The sequence below is a fragment of the Nocardia sp. NBC_01009 genome (assembly GCF_045208035.1).
Classification (GTDB): domain Bacteria; phylum Actinomycetota; class Actinomycetes; order Mycobacteriales; family Mycobacteriaceae; genus Nocardia.
In genome coordinates, this window is the sequence record NZ_CP108695.1 from 4307984 (window position 1) to 4325334 (window position 17351).

Genomic DNA, 17351 nt, shown 5'->3' on the forward strand with positions numbered 1-17351 from the left:
ACTGGTCAAATGCCCAATTTGTGGTCGAGTAGCGTCAGCTGGGACTTGACCTGGGCATACATCGAGGACTGGCGGTCGAGGGAAGCGAGGTAGGCGGTCCATGCCGCAACGTCGTCGCGCCCCTCGACCGAACTTGTCCACCGGCCGAGCAGCCTGCGATCACCCGCCGTCAGCAGAGCGGCACGCAGTCGACCACGCAACTCGGCGCGCAGCTCGGTGATGCCGGGCGCCAGCGAGCGGGGCAGGATCGGGCCCGGATAGGCGCGCAACGCCGCCGTCGTATCGCCGCGCGCGAGTGCCCGTCGGACCTCGTCGACATCGGTGTCGAGCTCCATCAGTAGTCGATACGGTCGCGAGCCGAGACCGTTGGCGCCCAACAGCTTTCGCACTCGGGACAGCTCCGCCCGCACCGTCACCGGATCCAGCTCCGATTCGTCGAGCAGCATCGCGAGGTGGTCGGCGCTCAGTCCCTCCGGGTGGTCGGCCAGCAGCAACAGGATCTCGGCATGCCGTTGCGACAAGCGGATGCGCTCACCGTCACGGGTCAGCGACGGACGGTCCGAGCCGAGCACCCGCAGTCGCGGCGTCGCCGCATCGAGCGGCTTGGGCGAGTTGAGCAGGTGCAGTCGCAGCTCGGATTCCGCGGCCAGCACAGTCGCCCTGATCAGCGACAATGCCTCCACCGCGGCGACGCGCGGGCCGCCGGTGATGTCGATGGCTCCGATGATTTGGCCGGTGAGCGGATCGTGCACGGGGGCGGCCGAGCAGCTCCACTCGTGCGCGACGCGGCTGAAGTGTTCTGCCCCGAAGATCTGCACGTGGTGATCGAGGGCGAGTGCGGTACCAGGGGCATTGGTGCCGACCCTGTCCTCGCTCCAGTCCGCGCCCTCCACGAAGTTCATCGCAAGGGCCCGGTCTTTGACCCTCGAATCGCCCTCGACCCAGAGCAATCGGCCCTCGGCGTCACTGATCGCCACGAGCAGTCCGGCCTCGGCGGCGTCTTCGACCAGCAGTTTTCGCACCACCGGCCGGATGAGTGCCGTCGGATGCGCGGCCCGATACCGCTGCAGTTCCAGACCGTCGAGGTCCACCGCATCGCCGAAGCCGTCCGGGTTCACACCGTTGTTGCGGCTGCGCCGCCAGGAATCGAGAACCACCGGACGTACCGAGTCGCCATCGGGGCGCGGCGTCGGCGGACGGTCGACGCCTTCGAGGAAGGAGCGGTGCGCGGACGACACTCGTTGCGCCAACTGCGTGAGGTCGTCATCCGGTCTGACGGCGACCCAGGGGTTGCCGCGCGCTGCTGTGTTCAATCGGTTTCCTTCGTGTTTGCTCGCAACCACTGTAACGCTGGTCACATATCGTTTATTCAGGGGTGACGGAGATGGGTCGGACCGATCCACGACGTATACGCAAGCCGCTTGTGAATCGCGGTGGCGGCACCGCCGAAGGTCGGCGGCCGCTAGGGTCGGACGGCGTGCTGCAACCGGACTATCCGATAGTGACCGAGCGACTCCTACTTCGACCGGCAACCGTCGCGGACATCGACGACATGCATGCGTATAAGTCTCGGCCCGAAGTCTGTCGGTATTTGCCGTATGAACCGATGTCGCGCGCCGAGGTGGCCGAGCGGGTCTCGGGGGTGTGGGCCAGAACTGAGCTCACCGAAGTCGGTCAGGCGCTGAATCTGTGCGTCGAGGAGGCGGCGTCCGGTCGGCTGCTCGGCGATGTCGTCTTGTTCTGGCGTGATGCCGAGAACCGCACCGGTGAGATCGGATTCGTGTTTTCGCCGGATGCGGCAGGACGCGGTTATGCCACCGAGTCGGCGAGCGTGCTCTTGCGATTGGGGTTCGAAGGGCTGTCGCTGCACCGTATTACCGCAAGGCTGGATGCGCGCAATCATGCCTCTGCCCGTGTTCTGGATCGGATCGGAAATGCGTCGCGAAGCTCTGCATGCGCAAGACCTGTGGTTCAAGAACGAGTGGAGCGATACTGCGGTCTACGCGATGCTGGACCATGAATGGGAGCGGACACCTCGGCTCCAAGGATCCTGACCGCTCCCATCCTGCCACCGGCACCTGGCTCTGCCTGCCGCGCGCGGTTGGCGGGTGTCTATAGCAGTTCGGCGTACATGGCGCCGTCGAGGACGCCGAACTCGATCTGGCGGGGGAACATCGTCGGATGACGAGTGGCCAAGTGGGCGTGGGTGGTTGCGATGACGGTGATCGCCCAGTCGTGCAGTTGTTCGGGCAGCTGTAGCAGGGTGCTGTCGGTGCAGCGAATGTAAGGGCGGGTCGGTTCGCCCGTTGGGGCCATTGGGTTGCCGAGGCCGACGTCGGCGACATCCACGATGAGTCCGGTGTGGCGTGGGGACGCGACTGTCGGCGGTTGCAGTTCGATCTCGTCCATGGCGCATGAGGATAGCCAGAAGTGAACTCGAGTCAGCTCGAATCGGCGGAGGTTCGTCGATATCGTGATAAATCGTTTCGGCACGTGGTGTGCGGCCCAATAGCCAAGCGCCGTAGCGTCGCCGAGGGCGGGCCAGGGCATCCAGGTGTCCGCGGGTTGACAGCTGCATTCGCAGTGTGGAGTTCGCAATACTGGATGTCGGTGTGGGAAGGTCGCCATATTGCTTTTGCAAGTACATCTGTCCTTGCAGGAGTACCGTACGCCACGGAAGGCGGGGTGTTCCATACCAAAAGAACACCGATCCCAATCCAACGGAGGTTCGGGTGGAGGCGTTGATCTATGGGTACTTGCGTGAAGATTTGGCCGATGGTCGCAGTGCAGAGCTAGAGGATGCAATGAGCACCCTCGCCCGCGAGGCGGGCCTCTGCTTCGCCGCAACGTTCCATGAATCGACTTCAGGTGACGGCACCGCGTTCGCCGAGCTCACGCAGGAGCTCAAGCGGGCCGACGCGCACCATGTGGTGGTGCCGTCGCTCGATCATTTTGCCGGCCAGACGATTCCGCGATGCGTACTGCTCGCGAAGCTCACCGGGGAAGCGGCGGCCAAGGTCTGGACCATCGAGGGCTGAACAACGACCGTTTCGGTAGTGCGCCTACCGGTCCCGCGGTCGATTCATCCGCCGAACAGCAGATACAACCCGGTGAAGGTGAATCCGACCATTGTCAGCATGAGGGCGAGCTGGCCGGTAGCGCGATGGGCGGGCGGTAGCAGGCGCAGGCAGCGGTCGTGGGCGGCAGTGACGCCGAGTACGTGACCGGTGAGGACGGCGAGCACCTTGGTGGTGGCGAGCACGGAGGGGTGGTTCGACAGCACGTAGTGCACGCGGTGGCCCGCGAGCCCGAGAAGGTTCCAGCCGCGCTGCCACGGATCTTCGAAGAGCAGCAGCGTGTTCTGACCTTTCTCGACAAGAAAGGTCAGGTAGTGCGCGATCACGTAGCCCGCGATGATCGGTGTGATGCTGTGGGCGAGCAGGCCGGGCAGCCGAGCCCGCTCGACGCGATCGAGACCGCCGGTCGCGCGGGCCGCCAGGCTGAAAACTGTTCCCACGAACAGGATTACGGTGAGCAGTCCGAGGGTGCGAATCATCGTGGCAACCACCACCGAATCGCCGCCGAGCGAGTCGCGGAGATTCCGCCAGGCGGGCAGCGCGGAGAGACTGTCGAAGGCAGTGGAACCCAACAGCGTCGCCGCAAGCGCTACGGACCCGGGCAGCACCGGGGTCCCGGCCAGGTTGTTCAGCGGTGCGCGCAAGACCAGAGCGCCCGACGGACGGCGGCGTCCCAGCGGGCCGAGTCGGGTCAGCAAACTGCTGTAGACCTCGAAAGGGTCGGCGCGCTCGGCCCACACCGTGCCGAAAAGAACAGTACCCGCGCCCGTGATCAGCACATACCCGAGCAGCCACCAGCCAACGGCTGCAACCGAACCGGGATCAGGTGTCGCAAGTTCCAGCCAGACGAAGGTGAACAATCCCAGCACCGCAGGCCGGCATCCCCACGACGACGGGTACCCGAAGAAGCCGTCTTCAGGACTGCGACCCGATATCCGACAGCCGAACCGGTGCACTGCCCGCACTGGTGAGATCACCTTCCAGACCGGCCCGAGCAGCAGTGACGCCAGCATCACCCCGACCCACAGGTAGATGTACACCACACCGGGGACCGGATTGCGGTGCGGCGAAGGCGAACCCGTTACCACGATCAGTCCGACCAAGCTCGCGGCACCAACGCTCGCCACCGCGATCAGTGCCCGAACCACCCGAGAATCGACCACGGACCCGACGATGGCGGGCAACAGCACGCCGGGTGAGTCCGGCTCCAGCCGGGGCCGCCGCCACACCACCAGCAGCACCGCGAACGAGAACGTCAGCGTCCACGCCGCGCCGATCAGTGCGTAGGACAATGGAATCGGCAGATCGGCGGCGCCGTCGATACCGTGCGCCAGCGGTGTCACTGGCGAATCAGCAGCGTGGTCACGGTCTTACCGGCATGGTGCAGTTCCACGTCGACACGACCGGGCACCATGACCGTGAATCGGAATTCCTGCCCGGCGCGAGGTTCGACGGGAAAGGTGTAGCCCGGCTCGGAGTGCACATGCAGTTCCTCGGTGGTGTCGCTGTCGACGCGAAGGACGATCAGCTGAAACACCCTCGCCTCGGTCCGCGTGTTCGTGGGGGTGACCGTCCCTCCGGCGATTCGCACCGCGATGCCGACCTCTGCGTCAGGGGGCACGGTCGGTGACGCTCGGTCCGGATCGGGAGTCGTCGAACAAGCGGCGACGATCGCCGACCCGGCAATGATCGCGGCGAGCATTCGTCCGGCGGCGCGCATCAGTTCTCCATAAGGTTGTAGGTGTTCAGGGCCGGGTGCCTTGAATGCCCAGGGCGGCGGGGTGTGGCTGATCAGTTCTTGCCGCTGGGTGGTTTCGAAGGAGTGGCCGCCCTGCCGTTCTGGACGCCTTGGCCGCCGATTGAAATCTGTGCGCGTAGTCGCTGTTTATGGAGATGCAGGCAGGGTCGTCCGCGGGGTCGGGTTGTGCGAACGGGAGGTCGGGCCCGGTGAAGGTCCGCGAAAAGGTTTGGGTCGGAATCGATGTCGGCAAGGCTGCCCACCACGTCTGCGTGGTCGATGGGGCGGGCAAGGTCGTGTTCTCGCAGAAGGTGGTCAACGGTCAGCCCGCGATCGATGCGTTGATCGCCCGGGTTCGAGCCAAGGCCGTCGAGGTCCTCTGGGCAGTGGACATGACCTCCGGCGCGGCGGGGCTGCTGCTGGCTTTGTTGTCGGCCACCGCGGATCCGGTGATGTATGTGCCTGGCCGGTTGGTCAACCGGATGGCCGGAGCGTTCACAGGTGAAGGAAAGACCGATGCCAAAGACGCCCGCACCATCGCCGAAACCGCCCGCATGCGTGGGGATCTGACACCGATCACCAGCCCCGATCAGATCGTGACCGATCTGAAGGTGCTCATCGCGCGCCGCGAGCGCCCCTGATCGCCCGGCTGGCAGCTCAGCTGCTCGACTTGGACCGCGAGATCAAAGCCCTCGACAAACAGCTCACCGAGCGATTCGGTGAGCATCCTCATGCCGCGGCCATCACCAGTGTGGACGGATTCGGCCCGATTCTGGGCGCGCAACTGCTGGCCGACGCCGGCGGTGACCTGCGGTCGGTCTTCGGCAGCGCGGGGCGGCTGGCCGCTTACGCCGGGCTGGCACCGGTGCCCCGCGACTCCGGCAAGATCACTGGAAACCTGCACCGCCCCAAGCGATATCACCGAGGCATGCGCAAAGTCTTCTACATGGCCGCGCTGTCGAGTATCCGCCGTGCCGATGGTCCCTCCCGCGCTTTCTACCAGAAGAAACGAGCCGAGGGGAAAGCCCACACCCAAGCACTCATCGCCCTGGCCCGCCGCCTTATCGACGTCATCTGGGCGCTCATCCGCGACAACCGCACCTTCACCATCGAGGCACCAGCCCCGATCAGCGCTGCGGCTTGACACCATCATTGAAACTCCTTCTCTTCCGAGCGGGATTCGATGTCGTCGTCGGTGTCCTTGCGGGCCTCGGAGCGGCGATCGCGCACCGCGATCACCACGATGACACCCACCAGCGCCAGCGCCGGCACGAACGCGGGGATGGCCAGCAGGACAGTATGATCGGCGAGAATCTCCACGCCGTGCTCGTACCTCACCGCAGCGCCCTCGGCGTCGACGAGTCGGTGTGTGCGGCAGGGCGGTAGGCGAGGTTGATGCGAGCCGCGCCCCATGACAACGCCCAAATGAGGGTGAGCGAGCACAGCAGCACGACCATCGACGCGGTCGTGAGCAGCCATGCCGGGTGGTCGAAAGATCGTTCTCGTTGCAGCACGGTGACTTCTGCGACGAACGGCCGGGTGAACTGGTCCAGCGCAGGAACCTCGGCCGCATCGATGCCGCGGTCGTGTGGCATGTAGATCGGCAGTGCGGTCAGTGTGCGGGCGTCGTGCACTCGAAGGATCGTCTTCCAGTTGCCGTAGGCCGGAACCGGTTTCGTGCTGACGTAGTGCCCGGGACCGACCTGCTGCAGCCGATCGACCACCAGTCCGCGACCGGGGCTCGCCGGGCCGATACCACCCTGCCAGGCGAGGATCTGCACCCACTCCGGATCCGCACTCACCAAATCGGCCGGGGACAACGTGACATCCGCGGTCACCGTCCGCCCGCCGTCCACCGGTTCGGCATCGCGCAATTGCACTGTCGCGGAGGCGTTCTCGGGGACTTCGGTCCGCAGACCGTTGGCGGTGGCCAGGGCGGCAATCGCCATGGCGCCGATGACGATGACGCGCCGCATCGAGGCTCCCGGCAACGGCTCGCCCCGCAAGACGAGGCCGAGCATCGCCCCGAGTGCGCCGCCCGCGATCCCGACCGGCACCGCCATCGCGAGCAGCTCCGGCCACATGGCGGCGGGCCAGGGATCGACGAACATTCTTCGCACCCACAAGGATTCGAGCCAGAGACCGGCGGTGGCGGCCACCAGCCCGGTCAGCGCACCCCACCACACGGGCTTGCGGATCAGCGGCAGCAACCCCATCGACTCCACCACCAGCGCGACGCCGAGGTACAGCGGGAACACATTGTGCGGAGCGCCGAGTACCGGTCCGACCAGCACCGCAACGGACCCGCGCACCACGAATGCGAACGCGACGACGACCAGTGCGCTACCGCGCCCGAGGGTGTAGCGCGCCGCGACCAGGGCGATCGTGCTCGCCGCGGCGATCAGCATCGGCTGGAAGACGAGGCGGAACTGCTCGACACCGAAGTCGAATTCGACCTGGTACACCGATAATCCGATCAGCAGTCCGCCGAAGACGAGGGCCCGTACCAGCCACCGCAACGGGCCATCGGTGCGTTCCGGATCGGGCCGGTCGAGGCGGCCTTCGAATTCGAGTAGCAGCACCGCGATCAGCGACAGTCCCGCCCCACCGATCAGCATCAGATGCGTCGGCCCCCAGAGGGTGACATCCTGGCCGAAGAGCCGATGCCAGATGTCGTCGAGCGGAAAGCCGATCAGGGCGTAGAGCCCCGCGCCCGCCATGAGCACGCCACCGACCGGCGCGTGCCAGTCACGGGTGATTCGGATGGCGGCCGGACCCGGCTTCTCGTCGAGCGGCAGGACGACGGCCGACATACCCGCGATGAACAGGAAGAACAACCCGACCAAGATGAAGTAGTGGGCCGGATTGGCCAGCGGACCTTGATCGCGGCCCTTGCCGATATGCAGGCTCACATCCCAGATGAACCCCAACAGCGCCGTGTTGATGGTGGCGATGAACAGCGCAAGCGGCAATGCCACCCAGCCGGGACGATTGGCGAGCCGCCCCAGCCTATCGGCCGTGGTTTTCAACCAGGTGATCCTGCGGGTGCGGTGGAGGTACGCGACCCAGAACGCCGCGACGGCGACCACCATTGCGGCCCCGGTCATCAACGCGACTTGATCCAGGGCGGCCCCGCCGCCTTCCGAACCACGCCCGAGTACCGCGAACTCTGGCACCATCGCTCGACGCTCTTCTCTGTAACTCGCAGTTCTCCTAACTTGCGAGTGCCCACGAATCCGACAGATATGCGCAAGATCGTGCACGGATTCGCGGTGGCAGACGGCGTCCATGATCGCCCGCCGACATAGGCGCGCCTGGCCACACGCGTGGACTCATTTGATGAGGCAACTAACTGTGGCGACCTCCCGGATGGAGGATCGGCACTGGGAGAACTCGGAGGCGCTGATGGAGTACCTGCCCATCGTGCCGGTGGGCCCCGACGCGTGGGTCGGCAGCGATACGGTTCGGTGCGCGATCGAGATCCGCGACGGCAGAGTCCGGAATCTGCGAATCCTTTCCTTCCAGGCCGCGACGCGTCCTATGTCTACCCGGTCGTCTGACCAATAGTCGCGAGGCTCGACCAAAAATTAGATCCCCAAGAATGGGAATTGCGCGGGTCGGTGGGTCGGCGTGGCCCGAGTACTCTCCCTACATCCGTCATGCTCGATGCCGCATCACAGGGGAGGCTACGCGGCGTTTCTTGATATCAGAGGACGCGGGTCGTTATTGATAGTGATCCGCCGGTTGCTCGGTGCAAGGGTTGTCTCGGTGTGCCGAATATTCTCGTTTCCATCTGCGGGGACAGTGTAAGGGACTCTCTACGTGAACCTTTCGATCATTCTGCTTTATCTGGCCGCGCTGCTCGGATTCGGTTGGTGGGGTAAACGCCGCGCCGGGAGCACTAGTGACTATCTCGTCGCAGGGCGCGGGCTCGGCGGTGTGCTGTACGTCGGCACGATGTGCGCTGTGGTCCTCGGCGGCGCGTCCACCGTCGGCGGTGTCGGGCTCGGCTACCGGTACGGCATCTCCGGTATGTGGCTGGTGGTGTCGATCGGCGTAGGCGTGCTCCTGCTGGGTCTGTTCTTCGCCGCTCGTATTCAACAGTTGCAGATATACACGGTTTCGGAAATGTTGAAGCTGCGCTACGGAATAGACCTGACGGCTGCGTCGGGCACTGTGATGATGGCATACACGCTCATGCTCACGGTGACATCGACGATTGCCTATGCAACGATCTTCACCGTTCTATTCGGCGCCGACCGAACCCTGTCCGTCGTTGTCGGTGGCGGCGTCGTCGTCGCCTATTCGGCGATGGGTGGCATGTGGTCTATTACGCTCACCGACATCGTGCAGTTCGCCATCAAAACGATCGGCGTCTTTTTTCTGCTGCTGCCGTTCGCATGGCATCGGGCGGGAGGCTACCACGGAATCCGAGAACGGCTGGGCCCGGTTGCATTTCACCCGACCACAATCGGTATCGGAACGATCATCACATTCTTCGTCGTGTACTGCCTCGGAATCCTTATAGGGCAGGATATCTGGCAGCGGGTTTTCACCGCGAAATCCCCCGGGGTCGCACGCTGGGGCGGCGTCGTGGCGGGAATCTACTGTCTGCTCTACGGTGTGGCAGGCGCTGCGATCGGCGTCGCGGCGTCCGCGGTGATTCCCGGTATCGCGGCAAAGGATGACGTATATGCCGAGATCGCACAGCAGAGTCTGCCGGTCGGGCTCAGCGGCATTGTGCTTGCCGCAGCGGTGGCAGCGATGATGTCGACATCGTCGGGCGCGCTGCTCGCGACTGCGACTGTCGCGCGTCGAGACATTCTGCCGACGTTCAGCCGGATTGCCGGGCGCGGCAGGAAAGAGCGGGAAGCCGCCACGGGAGACTCCGAACTCGACGGCAGCCGGCGCTATGTTATCGCGATCGGCGCGGTGGCTGTCGTACTCGCGGTATTGATCCACGATATTGTTTCCGCTCTGACCATTGCCTACGACATTTTGGTCGGCGGTCTACTCGTGCCGATCCTCGGCGGGTTGGTCTGGACACGGGCGACCGGGCTGGGTGCGATCGCCGCGATGGCTGCTGGAACCGTCGCCACGGTGTCGACCTTCTCGGTGATGGGCGATGTACTCGCGAACGAGCCTGTCTATATCGGACTGTCGAGCGCGTCGGTGGTGTTCGTGGTGGTGAGCCTGCTGACACCCCCGACACCCGTGAGCACAAGGGCGGCATGGCTTGCCCGAAGTCGGGGACAGGTCGGCGCTGCGCCACAGCAGGAAACCGAACTCGCCCGATGATCGAAAAGATTGTCGTCATCGATGATTTCATCTCGGCTCCAATATTGATCCAGTCGTTGGCTGCCCACGGCGTCACCGCGGAAGTGGAAGTGGTCGATGAGATCCCCGCAGGAAGGGGCATCATCGCTTTGCTCGTCGGTCCCGAGACGACAGTGCTCACGAACAAACATTTGGACCAACTGCCGGACTTGCGGGTTCTATCAGCCACCTCCGCCGGCGACGACCATCTACCGCTGCAGGCTGCCGGTGCACGCGGGCTGCGAGTCACGCGCGCCGCCGGCTATTGCACTGAAGAGGTCGCCGACCATGCCCTAGCGAGTATTCTCGGGCTCCTCCGCTCGACGGCCGCACTCGATGCCATGGTGCGCACTGGCAGATGGGACGTCACGGCGGCACCTCCACGCCGTATTGCCGGAACAGTGTTGGGCATATACGGACTGGGTCGCGTCGGCACCGCCTTGGCTGCCCGGGCCCGCGCACTGGGGATGACGGTGTTGGCGTGCGGTCGCTCGCTCAGTAACAGCGGCGAACTGGCCGCCTCGGGGGTGAATGCAGTCGAATTGCCGGAACTGCTGCAGCGCTCCGACGTTCTGAGCCTGCATGTTCCACTCACGGACCAGACCCGCGGCCTCATTGACGCGGCTGCACTGGCAGCGATGCCACCCGGCTCTTATCTGGTGAACGTCGCACGCGGCGAACTGATCGACAGCGCTGCGCTCGGCGCCGCACTGCGTAGCGGCCACTTGGCAGGCGCGGCAATCGACGTGCTCCCGCAGGAGCCACCGGCGCCGAACGACCCGATTCTGACGTTCCCCAACCTGGTGATCACCCCGCACGCCGCGTGGTATTCACCGGAGGCCAGCGCCGCTCTCGCTCGACATGTAGCAGCCGACGTCGCTGCAGTGCTGGCAGAACCTCCCTTCGTCGATGGGCGACGCGGCTCCCGCTAGGGTCCGGCAGGTCGATCTGATCGGTGACGCGGTCGCCTACGATCGTCGCGGATCGGATATCCCGACGGGCGGCGCGGATGTCGTGGGCAATACATCTCGGGACGACTGAAAGAGGTTGCCGTGGTGGATGATCAGGAGTCGCGGGGCGGGCAGTCCGGCAGTGCGGCGGTGCGGCGGCGCCGGGTGTGCAGGGTGCTCGAGTCGGGCATCGCGCTTGTGGCGGGGCTGGTATTGGTCGTGGTCGGGGCGAATGTTCGGCTGTGGATGATGTCGTCCGGGCACAGGTTCGAGCCTGCGACGGCGCCAGCGGTTCCGGTGGTGATCGTGCCGGGGGCGAAGGTGGGGCCCGATGGTGCACCGATGGCGTATCTGCGTGGGCGGCTCGATGTCGCGATCGAGCTGTGGCGGGCCGGGAAAGCCCGCGAGATCCTGGTGTCCGGCGATGCGGCGGGCACCTCGGGGGACGAGGTTGCTTCGATGACGAGGTACCTCGTCGACCACGGAGTCGATCCGGCGCTGGTGCGTTCCGACGGGGAGGGGCTGTCGACGCGGGAGACGTGTGCACGAGCCGAACGGTTGTTCGATATCGACCGCGCGATCATCGTCACTCAGTATCGACATGTGCCACGGGCCGTCGCTTTGTGCCGTGCCGAAGGGATCGACGCCGACGGAGTGGCCGCGTACTGCGAGTGCAGGCGGATGACGGTGGTGCGTAACAATATCCGCGAGTGGCTGGCTGCTCCCAAGGCGGTAGTGGGCTTGATTCTGCGTTGATCAGGTCGGGTGCGGGGCCCAGTTGACCGGTCGACCGGATCTCGGTGCTCGACTGAAACGCCCGGTCAGCGGCTTCCAACTTTGGGGATAGCCACTATTGCGCCATTCGGGCGTGCGGGTGCTCTCGTGTTCGGTACGGGCTCGGCGAATTCTGCACAGTGAAATCTGTTGGGTCCCGCTCGATTTGCTGTGCAATGTAAAGCGCTGGACTCGGTAAATGATCTTGATTGCGGTGGAGATGCTCCATTGACTCGAGGTCGACGATTTGTGGCGTGCTGAGAATTCGGGCGTACGCTTCGGCCGGAAAACGCAGGTAGGACTGTTCTGCAGTCGCAACAAGAATGGAGGAAGGCCATGGCTACCGGGATCTTTACCTTCAGCAATGGCTACGGATACTCCGAGCAGATGGAAAGTCCGGACGAATATCAGACATATAACATAGTTATCGGCAATGGTTTGGTTGACAACCAGGCGAGGGGCACTGTCACGCTCAACTCCGAACCTGATTGTCGAGGAAACTCCGGCTATTTGCACTCACGCAGCAGCAAGTACCTCGGTGAGTCTTGGCGTCGCTTCGGATTCACCAGCTGACGGGTCGATCGCCTTCGTGTCGGCCGATCGGGATCGTGCTCCTGCCGCTGGTGAATGTCCGGATCCTGCCGCGCGGGATGTCGATGCGCCCCTGGGCTGCGGCCTGCGCGGAGGTGGTCATCCGCCGGACAGATTCTTCCCTGTGGTGGGAAAGTCCTTGTGGTCGGCGAGAGGAGAATTGAAGGAGTCGACAGTGAAGTACTGATCAATCGCCTCGACGGCAGTGCGGTGTGAACAACCTGTCGTCACGTGCGCAGGAAGTTGATGTCCCATGCTCGACTCACGTATTTTCTTCATGCTGGTCGTCTTGATGGTTCTCGTGGTTACGGTCGCCATCAGTGCGATTCATTTGCGGGCTCTGCACCATCCGCCGGGGGTCGGCGGTGTCGGAATGCGAAGGCGCACTGCGGCCGTGAATCGAATACCGACGAAAAAGGTTGTGCGGTATGACATTTGGCCTGCAGCCTGGACTCACGAGGCTCCATCGCAACCGTTCACGATCGCGGAGGCGCATGACGAAATGCAGCGGCACCGCAATTGTGGCGTCGACATCTGCGATCGTAAGGCCGCCGCGCTCAGGGCATTGGTGGAGGGCGGGAAGGTCAAGTTGGATTCGTCGCGCCGTCGGACGTAACGCAACACCTCCCGTCATTCGTTGCTCAGCCATACCTCCAACTGCTTCAGTCCGACGCGGATGCGGCTCTTGACGGTCGGTAACGGGATTCCTAGGAGGTCGGCGACTTCGCGGTAGGTGCGGTCGCCGTAGTAGGCCAGGGCGATCGATTCGCGTTCGCGTGCATTCAGTCTCGCTAGATTGTCTCGAATCGATTGGTGGTCGAAATGCTCGTCGACCTGTTCGGCAACGACATCGTGACCACGCCTGGTCTCGGTATTGCGGTAGTTGTTCTCCCGGGCTACGATCGCCTGCTCGGCTCGCACCAGGTCGACGGCGCGCCGATGAGTCAGCATCATCAGCCAGGTCAACGGGGCGGACCGAGTGTGGTCGTAGCGATCGGCGGTGGTCCAGGCCTGTAAATAGACCTCCTGAGTGATGTCCTCCGCGATCGTGCGGCTGCGCACGATGTGTACCGCGAGCCCGAAGACCCGTTGGCTGGTTGCGTGATAAAACTCGGTGAAGGCGGCCCGATCACCGGCGGCGATCTCGGCGAGCAGCTCGCCGAGCCGGTGTCGCGGATCGATCGGAAGGCCGTTGTCCGACGGTCGAGGTGTCGCGTCTGCCCGAACAGCTGTGCTCGGTGTCATAACGACCATCGCTGCCTCCTCATTCCGGACGGCTCGGTTATCGTCCAGTTCGTGGCGCGTCGGCATTGGGGGTTGGCGCAGCCTTTGGTAATGCGCGCCGACGCTGGGCATTCGAGGCTGTCCGCAATCCGATCCGAAAGCGGAGCGATAAAAGCACGCGCCCGAATTCGGCGGATTGCCCGAGCGGTCACGCTCTGCATGTGATCGCTCGAAAGGGCTTGTCGACCGAGGATTCGTACTCTACTGCTTCAGCGTAAACAGTCGTGGGATTTTTGATCCAGACTGGGGGCAAACTGTGAGCATTGCCGACTCCGAGTATGAAACGGTTGCCATCAGTGAGCTCTACCTTGCGAAATACGAATGTAGCGCAGTACCTGTTTTCAGTGAGGATCCTTCTTTTGTAACGAGTGGGTATCGAAATGGTCGATTATTAGTTGCAATTGTTGTCGTGTTAGTTGATGTCGCGGCAACTCCTGTTCTGGAATGGGAGGAAACTCCTGTTCTGGAATGGAATTCGCAGGGAATCGGCATTGCGGAACCGGTTCGGTGCGGTGGCCGCGTACTCGGGTCGTGGTCAGCGCAGGATAGGTCCATGCCGTGTCCTTCGGCAGCGACCACCACCAGGCGAACCAGCGGCCGAGACGCTGGCAGCACGTGATGCGCCGCGGTGTCGGTTGGCGACGTGCACAACTGGTCGCAGCAGAAGCTGTCGGAATGCGGATGGCGTCACAGCTCGGTCGAGGGTCTACTTGTCACCAGTCCGGTGATCGGAGGACTGGATCACACATCGAGGTGAGGGCTATATGTTCGGGGTTCCCCATAGATCCAAGTGGGTCGCGGCGCCATTGACGGCGCTGTGCCTTTCGGTGGCCGCCGGGGTCGCCGCAGGCGATCCTTTCCCGGTCTTTCCGCCGGATCAAAACCAGTTGCCGCAGTTGCCTGCGGAACCGCCGCTCTACGACCTGCTCCCGATCCCGGTACCCGACGAGGACCCGTGGTACGCGGATCCGGCGGATTTGGCAGCATATGCGCCGGGTCAGATCATTCGCACCCGCACGGTGCAGACTCGGATCCTGGGAATCCCGTTCCCCGTCGACACCAGGCAGCTGCTCTATCGCAGCAACGATGTGCACGACAACCCCATCGCGACCGCCACCTCGGTGATCACTCCCGGCATTCCGTGGCTCGGTAGCCCCCGCCCGGTTGTTTCGTTCCAGGAAGCGATCGACTCGACCGACTCGTCGTGCAATCCGTCGTACACGCTGCAAACGGGCACCATGAAAGAAAGCCTGCTTGCGCAACATTGGCTGATGCAGGGCTTCGCGCTGAACGTCCCGGATTTCGATGGCAAGTTCAACACCTTCAATACCTTCGACGAAGGCAAGATGGTGCTCGACAGTCTTCGTGCCATGAAAAACGATGCGGCGCTGGGGCTTACCGATTCGGGGATCGCGCTGTACGGCTACTCCGGCGGCGGTTCCGGTTCGATCCGGGCGGCCGAGCTGCGCAAAACCTACGCTCCCGATGTGCGACTGCTGGGTACCGCTATCGGCGGCACACCGGGTGATCTGCGGTTACAGGCACGCTACGCGACCATGCAGCAACCCGGACTCACCGGAATCAGCAACTTCACCATGTGGCTCGGTTTCGCGGGCCTATCACGTGAATTCCCTGAGGTATTCGACGCGAAGAAGCTGCTGACCGAGGAGGGCCAACGCATTCTGCAGGATGTACAGAGCCGCTGCGTCTACACCATTGCGCTGACCGGAATGTATCGGCCGATCAGCGACTACTACCAGCCGGGCAAGACGTTGGAATCCATTCCCGAGGTCATGCAGGTGCTGACGGAGCAAAGTCTCGGTCAGCAGATTCCGGACAGTCCCCTCTTCTGGTGGCACGGGATGTGGGATGAGTTGATACCGCCGTCGGTGGTGCTGCCGGTGGTCGACGAGTACTGGAATCGTGGCGCCGATCTGCGGTTCTACACGATGCCGCTGCCGGAGCACATCATCAACGCGGCCGCGGGATGGCCGCCCGCGGTGGCGTGGACCAGCGCGGTCCTGCGTGGTCTTCCGCCGGGTCCGCGGTTCAAGGCGGACTTCCGGATCCCGGGCAGCCCTGGCCTCCCGGGTAGCTAGTTCGGGCTCGTCATCCCGTTCTCCAGCAGCGCGAGGCAGTCGTCGAGCAATTGTCGGTGGCGCTGCATGAATCCTTCCGACAGGTCGTCGGCCGCTGCAGTCCATGCTGCGATTGCGACGCCGATGATAGCGCCGGCGAGGGTGGTGGTCGGTAGGTCGGGAGCGGGCCGGCCGAGGCGTTCGGCCAGCTCACCCGCGAGCAGCGGGATCGTGGCGGCCATCTGTGCGGGCACCCTGGCGCGGAGTTCGGGGACGGTGCGCAGGAGATGTTCGCGTTCCGCGCTGATGGCCCTGTCGGCGGGTGTTGCCGAGTCGGTCAGTGCGCGCACTGTGTCGCGAAGTGCCCGAACGGGATTGATGCCTTCGAGGTTGTCCGGGAGTGCGGCGATCACCGCGAGGTCGGCGACGTCGTGCAGCACCACGTCGGCCTTGGTCGGGAAGTAGCGGAAGAAGGTCACGCGTGACACGCCCGCGGCGGCGGCGATCTGGTCGACGGTGGTTACGGTGTAGCCCTGTTCGCGGAACAGCCGTAGTGCTTCGCGTTGCAGCGTGGCCTGTGCCAGCGCCTTCTTTCGTTCGCGGTGCGACCCCGTTGCCGAGGTCGAGCGATCTGGTGACGTCACGAGGTACCGAACCGGCTGTTCATTGTGCGCAGTTTATCGAGGTCGCCTGCTTCGCCCATTGTCATACCCCAGAGTTGGTGTGCGGCGTGGAACCCCAGGTCTTCGACGAGGGCGCGCTTCCATGGACGGGTGGCGATCGCGTGCGTCAGCCGGCGTGAGCCGCGCGGTCGCGCCATGATCATTTCGGCGATCTGCCACGCCCTCGGCAGTAGTCGATCCCGGGGGAGGATTTCGTTGACCAAGCCTAATTCCATTGCGGTGCGGCCACTTATCGGCTCACCTGTGTACATGTAGTAGGACGCGCGTTTGACCCCGATGGTGCGCTGCAAGGTCAGTGCCATGCCGTCGCCGGGGACGCCACCGGCGAGGAAGTGGGGGTCGAAGAAATCGGCGTCCTCGACGCAGAGGGTGATATCGCAGGCGGTCGCGAATTCGCAATGGGTCCCCGGCCCGTTGACGGCGGCGATCGTCGGTATGTCGATGGCGAACAAGAGGTTCTGTAACAGCAGCACCATGTCGTCGTACATCTTCAGCTGACTGTCGATGGTCCAGTCGGGGAAGGGCGTGTGCCACAGCTGCGACGGGTCGCCGGTATGCCACCAATCGCCGGTTCCGGTGATGATGACGACCTCGTTCTCCGGGTCGTTGCCAACCTCGGTCCACACCCGATGCCAGGCGTTGTGACCGCGCCAGCTGTGCCGGAACGGTCCGCCGTCGGTGTGCATCCTCAGCTCGATGATGCCGTTGCGGCGGGTCATCACGAAGAACTCGCGGTACCGCTCGGCGTACTCCTCGAAGGGCGTGTATGCCGCGCGGCCGTCGAACGGCGACAGGTTCTCGGTCATGGTGGATCCTCTCGGTGCCCGTGGGTGAGCGTTCTCCGCCCATTGCCAAAATGA

Annotated in this window: 15 protein-coding genes and 1 pseudogene; 7 read left to right on the forward strand and 9 right to left on the reverse strand. The window is 64.1% G+C overall.

The features are described from left to right. Positions 1-5: 5 nt before the first annotated feature. Complete coding sequence (locus OHA42_RS19260) at positions 6-1313, reverse strand: transcriptional regulator (RefSeq protein ID WP_406229278.1); 1308 nt, start codon at positions 1311-1313, stop codon at positions 6-8. A gap of 188 nt (positions 1314-1501) precedes the next feature. Between OHA42_RS19260 and OHA42_RS19265 the strand changes: the two genes are divergently transcribed. Then, a complete protein-coding gene (locus tag OHA42_RS19265) occupies positions 1502-2020 on the forward strand; it encodes a GNAT family N-acetyltransferase (protein WP_406229279.1) in 519 nt (172 codons plus the stop codon). 92 nt (positions 2021-2112) lie between these two features. Here the strand turns inward: OHA42_RS19265 and OHA42_RS19270 are convergent, their stop codons facing one another. Next, positions 2113-2409, reverse strand: coding sequence for a hypothetical protein (locus OHA42_RS19270; protein ID WP_406229280.1), 297 nt, complete (start codon positions 2407-2409; stop codon positions 2113-2115). A gap of 323 nt (positions 2410-2732) precedes the next feature. On the opposite strand from OHA42_RS19270, the gene OHA42_RS19275 reads away from it, so the two are divergent. After that, positions 2733-3038: a hypothetical protein gene (locus OHA42_RS19275; RefSeq protein ID WP_328399402.1), complete on the forward strand. Its 306-nt coding sequence runs from the start codon at positions 2733-2735 to the stop codon at positions 3036-3038. Positions 3039-3082: 44 nt separating this feature from the next. On the opposite strand, the gene OHA42_RS19280 is transcribed toward OHA42_RS19275, so the two are convergent. Then, entirely contained in the window at positions 3083-4420 is a 1338-nt protein-coding gene (locus OHA42_RS19280) for a hypothetical protein (RefSeq protein WP_406229281.1), read from the reverse strand. Then, entirely contained in the window at positions 4417-4797 is a 381-nt protein-coding gene (locus tag OHA42_RS19285; RefSeq protein ID WP_406229282.1) for a hypothetical protein, read from the reverse strand. The genes OHA42_RS19280 and OHA42_RS19285 overlap by 4 nt, the downstream gene beginning before the upstream one ends. A 227-nt stretch (positions 4798-5024) precedes the next feature. Between OHA42_RS19285 and OHA42_RS19290 the strand changes: the two are divergent. After that, positions 5025-5959 (forward strand): annotated as a pseudogene (locus OHA42_RS19290) (transposase). A 5-nt stretch (positions 5960-5964) separates the two neighbouring features. Here OHA42_RS19290 and OHA42_RS19295 read toward each other — a convergent pair. After that, entirely contained in the window at positions 5965-6135 is a 171-nt protein-coding gene (locus OHA42_RS19295) for a hypothetical protein (protein ID WP_406229283.1), read from the reverse strand. A gap of 14 nt (positions 6136-6149) precedes the next feature. Then, positions 6150-7994, reverse strand: coding sequence for a hypothetical protein (locus OHA42_RS19300; RefSeq protein WP_406229284.1), 1845 nt, complete (start codon positions 7992-7994; stop codon positions 6150-6152). A 643-nt stretch (positions 7995-8637) separates the two neighbouring features. Here OHA42_RS19300 and OHA42_RS19305 point away from each other — a divergent pair. From OHA42_RS19305 to OHA42_RS19315, 3 genes are all read left to right on the forward strand, one after another. Then, positions 8638-10113: a sodium:solute symporter gene (locus OHA42_RS19305; RefSeq protein ID WP_406229285.1), complete on the forward strand. Its 1476-nt coding sequence runs from the start codon at positions 8638-8640 to the stop codon at positions 10111-10113. Next, on the forward strand, positions 10110-11063 hold the full coding sequence (locus tag OHA42_RS19310) for a C-terminal binding protein (RefSeq protein WP_406229286.1): 954 nt from the start codon (positions 10110-10112) through the stop codon (positions 11061-11063). Before OHA42_RS19305 ends, OHA42_RS19310 begins: the two co-directional genes overlap by 4 nt. A gap of 120 nt (positions 11064-11183) precedes the next feature. Then, on the forward strand, positions 11184-11837 hold the full coding sequence (locus OHA42_RS19315) for a vancomycin high temperature exclusion protein (protein ID WP_406229287.1): 654 nt from the start codon (positions 11184-11186) through the stop codon (positions 11835-11837). 1239 nt (positions 11838-13076) lie between these two features. Here the strand turns inward: OHA42_RS19315 and OHA42_RS19320 are convergent. Next, the gene (locus OHA42_RS19320; protein ID WP_406229288.1) at positions 13077-13700 is read right to left on the reverse strand and encodes a sigma-70 family RNA polymerase sigma factor; all 624 of its coding nucleotides are present in this window, start codon (positions 13698-13700) and stop codon (positions 13077-13079) included. A gap of 794 nt (positions 13701-14494) precedes the next feature. Here OHA42_RS19320 and OHA42_RS19325 point away from each other — a divergent pair. Further along, positions 14495-15829: a lipase family protein gene (locus tag OHA42_RS19325; RefSeq protein WP_406229289.1), complete on the forward strand. Its 1335-nt coding sequence runs from the start codon at positions 14495-14497 to the stop codon at positions 15827-15829. Here OHA42_RS19325 and OHA42_RS19330 read toward each other — a convergent pair. Both OHA42_RS19330 and OHA42_RS19335 read right to left on the reverse strand, forming a co-directional pair. Then, complete coding sequence (locus OHA42_RS19330; protein ID WP_406229290.1) at positions 15826-16452, reverse strand: TetR family transcriptional regulator; 627 nt, start codon at positions 16450-16452, stop codon at positions 15826-15828. The two genes, OHA42_RS19325 and OHA42_RS19330, sit on opposite strands and share 4 nt — an antisense overlap. After that, positions 16449-17297: an enoyl-CoA hydratase/isomerase family protein gene (locus OHA42_RS19335; protein ID WP_406229291.1), complete on the reverse strand. Its 849-nt coding sequence runs from the start codon at positions 17295-17297 to the stop codon at positions 16449-16451. The genes OHA42_RS19330 and OHA42_RS19335 overlap by 4 nt, the downstream gene beginning before the upstream one ends. Positions 17298-17351: the final 54 nt, after the last annotated feature.

Bases quoted from the DNA above. Each gene is read 5' to 3' on its own strand.
- OHA42_RS19320 (WP_406229288.1), bottom strand. From the start codon at position 13,700: ATGGTCGTTATGACACCGAGCACAGCTGTTCGGGCAGACGCGACACCT.
- OHA42_RS19270 (WP_406229280.1), bottom strand. From the start codon at position 2,409: ATGGACGAGATCGAACTGCAACCGCCGACAGTCGCGTCCCCACGCCAC.
- OHA42_RS19335 (WP_406229291.1), bottom strand. From the start codon at position 17,297: ATGACCGAGAACCTGTCGCCGTTCGACGGCCGCGCGGCATACACGCCC.
- OHA42_RS19285 (WP_406229282.1), bottom strand. From the start codon at position 4,797: ATGCGCGCCGCCGGACGAATGCTCGCCGCGATCATTGCCGGGTCGGCG.
- OHA42_RS19325 (WP_406229289.1), top strand. From the start codon at position 14,495: ATGTTCGGGGTTCCCCATAGATCCAAGTGGGTCGCGGCGCCATTGACG.
- OHA42_RS19310 (WP_406229286.1), top strand. From the start codon at position 10,110: ATGATCGAAAAGATTGTCGTCATCGATGATTTCATCTCGGCTCCAATA.
- OHA42_RS19300 (WP_406229284.1), bottom strand. From the start codon at position 7,994: ATGGTGCCAGAGTTCGCGGTACTCGGGCGTGGTTCGGAAGGCGGCGGG.